Below are 6,561 nucleotides of genomic sequence, written 5' to 3'. Positions count from 1 at the left end.
GAAATAGAAATGCTCGATGTTGAATAGGACGCTCAGAGAAAACAAAGTGATCACCTGTACGGACAAATTCAACGACTTCACCTCCTTTAACCCGATAAAACTCGATTTCATCTAGCAAAGCATAATTGATTTCCAACAACCAGGCGTGGTCATTCCCTGGCACCACAAAGCGGAACCAGTAGGTATCATGCGAAAAACCAAATGATGGCACTTCCTGCTCGTTCGAGCGCCAGTCCCAGAGGTTGTAGCCATGCACATCATCTATCGTCAAGCCATGTGTCGGATCGACAAAGAACTCAAGATGGTCTCCAGACAATGGTATGCCATTGGTGTAATGCTCCTCCGCCATAGCCGACACGGAATACAGGCAGACACACAGCGCTAGAAAGATCCAAAGTCCATTTTTTATTTGTAATTGTTTCAAGGGGTAATTGTCTTTTTCTGTGATGAGTACTTAGCTAAGTATAGACAAGGCTTAAAAACTTTCATGAAAACGTCTGGCATGTTTTCTAAGAGCTTGTTCTAATAATTAGCAAATTCAATCCAGTTTTTCAGTAAACGACGACTATGATTTTTTCCTCTAAAGGAAGCAAAACACCACTGCGCGAAAACGTTCGCCTGATAGCTAGCGCTCGCCTGGCCTTGTGGGGACTGGCTCAACTTTTTTTACTCGTTGACCATCTATATCTGAACTTAAAATTTAACTTCATCCTGGCGGAGTTTATTTTAAGCCTATTTGCTTTTTCAGCCATGTTCACCTTCGCTCAGCTTAAAAGCGCCCGTATCATTACCGAAAACTATGTCCGACTTCAATTAGTGTCAGATGTACTATTCATGAGCCTTCTGTTTCATGTAACCGGCGGCTCCGCCAACCCTTTTGTGTCACTTTTACTCTTCCCGTTAACCATTAGTGCAGCAACCTTAAATAGTAATTTCACCTGGTTTATGGCCTTACTCACCGTAAGTTGCTATGGCTCTTTATACTTAGTCGACCTTTCGGTATCAGAGACTTCTGTTGCGAATGAGCATGCCCATCATATGCACCACCAAATTGATGCAAGCCAAACTGCCTTTTCCCTTCATCTCATTGGCATGTGGTTCAATTTTGCAGTGAGCGCGGCCTTAATCTGCTTCTTCCTCATTAGAATGAGACAAGAGTTAAAGTCTCGACAACATAAGATCAACGAACAAAGAGAACAGTTACTGCGCGACGAGCAATTATTGGGTATTGCAACACAAGCCGCGTCTGCTGCTCATCATATCAGTACACCACTATCGACGATGGCCGTGCTCGTTGACGACCTTCAAGCAGATAGCCTGACCCAGGATTTCGACGAAGACCTTACACTCCTGGCGTCTCAAATAGCGATATGTAAAAACGTGTTAGATGACCTTCGGCACCAGGCTCTCCTCAGTCAGCAAGATGAATCTGTCCACTACTTTCTCACCCAGCTAGTGAATGAATTTAGACTCTTACGGCCTAGCGTCAGGCTTGAGAAAAACTGGAACAGCGCACAATTCGACGAGTCACCATCGCCAAATATTTCCTCAGATCCATCTTTAAGGATGGCCATTCTGAATATCCTGAATAATGCTGCCGATGCTTCGCCCGAAAGAGTCTGCTTCGAGGCAGATGTTGAACCGGACAAGCTCAGACTCACCATCAGTGATTATGGCAACAGTGATGAAAACAAAGTTTCCCGTATTCTTAGTGCCGCTGAGCAACCATTAGAGTCTGACAAAGAGCATGGTATGGGCATTGGTTTATTTTTATCTCATGCCACGATTAATAGACATCATGGAAAAATAAGCGTTGAAAGAGCAGATAAGTCGGGCACTCGCATTCATATTTCCCTGTCACTTGTAAGCTCACACCCAGCCGAAGAGCAGAAAATAAAATGACTAAGAGTATCCTTATCCTAGATGACGACCAAACCTTTTCTACGACACTTGCCCGGTCATTTAAACGACGAGGCTACAATAGCTTCGCCGCAAACAGTATTGAAGAAGCCAAAGGCATATTAACGGATACGAGCATAAATTTTGCTGTGGTTGACCTAAAGATCGATCAGGAAAGTGGTTTGCAGTTTCTGTCGATTCTAAAAGAACACTCACCTCAAACCAAGGCACTGATTCTGACAGGTTATTCCAGCATTAGCACAACGGTTGAAGCGATGAAGCTGGGTTCAGTGAATTACCTATGCAAACCTGTGACCACCGATGTCATTATCAAAGCCCTACAGGAAGAGGACGCAAACCCAGATATTCCCCTAGATACTAGCCCGCCATCAGTGGGACGCCTGGAGTGGGAACATATCCAACGCGTGCTTAATGAGCATGATGGCAATATCTCTGCAACAGCTAATGCTCTGGGAATGCATCGACGGACTTTGCAACGCAAGCTACAGAAACGCCCTTCATCAAAATAAGTCATTAACATAAAGCCAAAACATATCTGAACTTGAACTAAACCCAAACTATACCCCAAAGTAGGTGCGACAATTTGTCACTCCTTTGCACCCTTACTTCAGCGTAAAATTTCACGCAATTAATGATTTTGCGCATCAAGGAGTGCATAGATGAAAGCAGTTAAGACCCTCGCATTTAGTTTGAGTTTAGTTGCAAGTGCTTGTTTAATGAGTGCGTGTAGTGATAGCAACAATTCACAAAAAAATGATTATGAGCTTTCAGAAAGCTTTAAAGTTACCTATTTATCCGAGATGGCTCAAGTTGGTAAATCCAACCTAAAAATCGAAATTACCGATTTGGATGGCACCCCTATGGAAGGGCTTTCTCCTACCTTAAGCCCACTAATGGAAATGTCTACACATAACCATAGCACGCCTTATGGCTCTTTCACCGAAAGTGACGAAGCAGGAATCTATAACGCGACAATCTACTACCTCATGGCATCAGGCCCTGAGATGGGTACTTGGTACCTTGATATAGGTTTACCTTATGATGAAAGCGTTACCTTTCAGCCAGATGTAATGATGGCAATGGGAGAGACAGCCCGCGCTAATCTAAAGAGCCAAACTGATACTATTGCAAATATGATGGGCGGAGAAGAAAAACGCACCTACATTCTATTCAATGATGGCCTATCAGATGGAGATAGCGGTCATGACTTCAGTGTTTTTATCACTACCAAGGAAAGCATGATGAGCTTTCCGGCAATTAGCGCTGGGCAAATACTCAATGCAGACTCCGACTATGAGCTTACGATCTCTAGCATCACCGTAGCAATGTCAACAGACCCAAGTGATGGTGACAGCTGGGTCACAGCATCCAATGAGGGAGAAGGTATTTGGACCGCTGAAGGCCTGACGGGCCTTACTGACGGAGAAGCCGGCTCTATCTATGTACGCCTATCGGTTAACGGTGAACAAAAAACCGACGATGGCAACATTCCTGATGGTGAATATGATGAAGCAGAGTTCGTCGTGACGCCATCTAACACGATGATGGGGATGTAAATATCTTTAGAAAGATATCTATTTGCATGAAGAATAAAGCCTTTCTGTTTTTTCTCAGTACACAGCTCCTTGTGCCACTGAATCTTTGGGCTGCATCCTGTTGTGGCGGCGGGTCAGCCTCTTCTTTAATTCTGCCAAAAGGTGCGCGCATGATGTTTGATACATCATTCTCGCACGAGAACTATAAGGGCTACTGGAACTCTGAAGGAAAGCATCAGGATGACCCTGTTGGCTCTGACTTAAACCAGTACCGAAGTAGTCTTGGTATCGCTTATCGGCTTGCCAACCGCTGGCAGGCAAGCCTCCAAATTCCCTATGTATGGAATGACAATACCTACACTGGAACAGAGTCTAAAGTCGACAACATTGGTGATACGACCATAGGGCTATGGTACGAGACCTTTGACGATATTAAATGTGTCTGGAAAGTCACCAACTGGCGAAGCCTGATTCCAGCAGTATACCTGGGCAGCACCTTAACCCTGCCGACGGGTAAATCTGCATACTCTGGTGAAATTGATAACAGCTTCGATATCACGGGCCGGGGCGTCTACCGCCTGGATGCTAATCTGCTTGTCGACAAGACTATTTATCCCTGGAATATGACCTTGAACATGTCCTATGGAAAATATATTGAACGTCCTGTTAACGAAGACTCTAGCGGCTTTATCGACCCCTATGATCTGCAATTAGGTAAGCGCCTGTCAACAAGCCTGGCTTTTGGTTATACGCATTTTTTAGACTCAATGGACACGCTTACTGTGACCACATCCTATAATGATTTACGCGAAAAGGTCGGTGAAATTGATGGGAATAAAGACAGCTCCCTTCCTGGTTTTCAAAAGCAGTCGCTGGGATTAAGTATTGCCTATTCAACAGTCGCTATGGATTGGATCTACAAGCTCTCGTGGAATCATGCGCTCAGTGGTGAAGACTTTGCTGCAACAGATATTTTAAGTTTGGGAGTGAGCTATGTTCTACGTTAGATTTCGTTTAATTAGCATGCTTTTCCTTGGGCTATTATTATCTGCTTGTAACGAAGATTTAAACCCTTCCAGTGAAGATAAACGCGAAAGTGTGCAAGCGGGTAGTATCGGTAACCAGGTCAACCAGGTTGCTAGTGACTTCAGCATTCTTGACACTGAAGACAATGTGCTGACTTTAAGTGATGAATTAACCGCTTATGATGCGGTTGTACTCTATTTCACCATGTGGTGTCCGCTTTGTGATAGCCATATGTCGAGTATTCGCGAGTCAATCAAGCCAAACTATCCGAACATTCATTTTATTAGTATTGATTATGTCTCAGGATCGACTGAACAAGCCCGGGCGAATCAGATCTCTAGCGGTTATCGCTCTGAAACAGTGGTAGCAGATACTGCTCATAACTTAACTGAGCAGTTCAAGGGAGATATGGGCGTTACGGTTGTGATCAATTCAGACGGCCTCATTCTTATGAATGAAGGCTTCAAACACGCTAAACTGACAGAGGCCTTGGAATTAGCAAGCCAACCTTGATTCATATCAATGCTATTCTGCGGTTCTAACCTAAAATGTAGGTAATACGTACCCATTTTAGGTGAGGAAGAATCATGACAGACCGCAAAGAAAAGCTAGTTGCTTTAAAAGAAGAATTAAGTCTTCGTATCGAGAAAATTGATAAAGACCTTCACAACCGGAAAACCAGCAGTAAGTTCTCGGACCAAGTCGTAGACAGACAAAATGATGATGTACTACTAAACCTGAAAAGTGAAGCCGAAGAAGAGCTAGAGCAAATAGATCATGCCCTGCTAAAAATGGAACGAGACTTATATGGCGCTTGTGAGAAGTGTCACGAAGATATCAGCAATGAGCGTTTGGACGCCCTGCCTTTTGCTGCACTATGTACGAACTGCGCCGTTTAGCGCAGCTCCCAAGAAAGTGTACTAGACTAGCTTAAAAAATCTTTAACGTTGATCCTGAATAGGTCGGGGTCAACGGCTTTGACAATTGCATCCTGAACCGTCGGTTTCGCTAAATCAATTAATTCGGTCTTGATAAAGCATTTAAACTTGGTGTGATACATCACCCTCACCTTTGGCGAGCGCTGATCAAACTCGTTCACTTCTACAACCGCGCCCAGTCGGCCACTCTCTAGTAAGACCAAAGAACCAACTGGATAAATTCCGATACAACGAATGAAGTGATTTACCAAAGAGCGGTCCAAATGATGATCGCTCCACTCCAGTAAACGCTTAATCGCCATTGTCGGCGTCATACCCTTGTGATAACAGCGGTCGGCTGTAATCGCATCATAAACGTCAACAATCGCAGCCATTCGCCCGAAGGTTGAGATTTCATGACCACATAGACCCGAAGGGTAACCGGTACCATCCATTCGCTCGTGATGTTCAGAAACGACTTGAATAGTCAAAGGGGAAATACCTTCGATACCCAGCAAATGCTCGCGACCTAGGGTAACGTGATGTTTCATTTGCGAAAATTCATCATCGGTTAATTTACCAGGCTTATGCAATATTTCGTCTGGCACCATGATTTTCCCGATATCATGCAACAATGCACCTGAAATGGTTTGATGAAGAACCGAACGATCCAGTTGCATCGATTTACCAAAAATAGACATCAGAACACTCAGGTTTACGGAGTGCTCCATCAAGTAACTATCTTTCTCGCGAATACAGCCAAGGCAAGCCAAGGCATTGTGATTTCTGAACAAAGAGTCCAGCATATCTTCCGCAAGATTATCAATAGCGTCTATAGGAAGCGCCTGACCAGTCTTAACGTCCGTGAGAATACCGCCCATGAGTTCAACTGCTTCTTCATGAACCTTTTGAGCCGCCAGCATTTCCTCGCCCAAACCTAAACGCGGCTTGTTTAACGAGCTCAGTTCACCTGCCGCTGCTAGTTTCTTTTCATTTTCTTTGTCAATCTCGGCAAGGGTCGGCGCATCCTTTAAATCCTCACCTAGAAAAGTATCGATATAGACTTCTTTAATGCCTAGTTTTTTATCTTTTCAACAGTTAGATCTTTCTTGATTTTCCCCTTCTTCTTAAAGTTGGAATGAGGAATCCAATCACTATTAAGA

At 44.0% G+C, this 6,561-nt stretch carries 8 protein-coding genes; 6 read left to right on the top strand and 2 right to left on the bottom strand.

What is annotated here, in order from left to right; all coding sequences use genetic code 11:
• Positions 1-349, bottom strand: a 349-nt coding sequence (locus A3761_RS09455; RefSeq protein ID WP_304439606.1) for a 7TM-DISM domain-containing protein, incomplete at its 3' end; no start/stop codon positions are given.
• Between the two features lie 218 nt (positions 350-567).
• On the opposite strand from A3761_RS09455, the gene A3761_RS09450 reads away from it, so the two are divergent.
• The 6 genes from A3761_RS09450 (at position 568) to A3761_RS09425 (ending at position 5,380) form a co-directional block, all read left to right on the top strand.
• The gene (locus A3761_RS09450) at positions 568-1,902 is read left to right on the top strand and encodes an ATP-binding protein (RefSeq protein WP_068552563.1); all 1,335 of its coding nucleotides are present in this window, start codon (positions 568-570) and stop codon (positions 1,900-1,902) included.
• A complete protein-coding gene (locus A3761_RS09445) occupies positions 1,899-2,429 on the top strand; it encodes a response regulator transcription factor (protein ID WP_068552565.1) in 531 nt (176 codons plus the stop codon). The genes A3761_RS09450 and A3761_RS09445 overlap by 4 nt, the downstream gene beginning before the upstream one ends.
• Before the next feature lie 150 nt (positions 2,430-2,579).
• Positions 2,580-3,476, top strand: coding sequence for a hypothetical protein (locus tag A3761_RS09440; RefSeq protein WP_068512058.1), 897 nt, complete (start codon positions 2,580-2,582; stop codon positions 3,474-3,476).
• Between the two features lie 149 nt (positions 3,477-3,625).
• Positions 3,626-4,462: a hypothetical protein gene (locus A3761_RS09435; RefSeq protein ID WP_068566509.1), complete on the top strand. Its 837-nt coding sequence runs from the start codon at positions 3,626-3,628 to the stop codon at positions 4,460-4,462.
• On the top strand, positions 4,449-4,994 hold the full coding sequence (locus tag A3761_RS09430; protein WP_068552570.1) for a redoxin domain-containing protein: 546 nt from the start codon (positions 4,449-4,451) through the stop codon (positions 4,992-4,994). The genes A3761_RS09435 and A3761_RS09430 overlap by 14 nt, the downstream gene beginning before the upstream one ends.
• 74 nt (positions 4,995-5,068) lie before the next feature.
• Positions 5,069-5,380, top strand: coding sequence for a TraR/DksA C4-type zinc finger protein (locus A3761_RS09425; RefSeq protein WP_068552572.1), 312 nt, complete (start codon positions 5,069-5,071; stop codon positions 5,378-5,380).
• Positions 5,381-5,406: 26 nt separating this feature from the next.
• On the opposite strand, the gene A3761_RS09420 is transcribed toward A3761_RS09425, so the two are convergent.
• Entirely contained in the window at positions 5,407-6,471 is a 1,065-nt protein-coding gene (locus A3761_RS09420) for an HD-GYP domain-containing protein (RefSeq protein ID WP_255374933.1), read from the bottom strand.
• Positions 6,472-6,561 lie beyond the last annotated feature (90 nt).

This window comes from Oleiphilus sp. HI0123 (assembly GCF_001635315.1).
The sequence above is the reverse complement of the archived record's forward strand: the minus strand, read 5'-3'. Positions and strand labels throughout refer to the sequence as shown.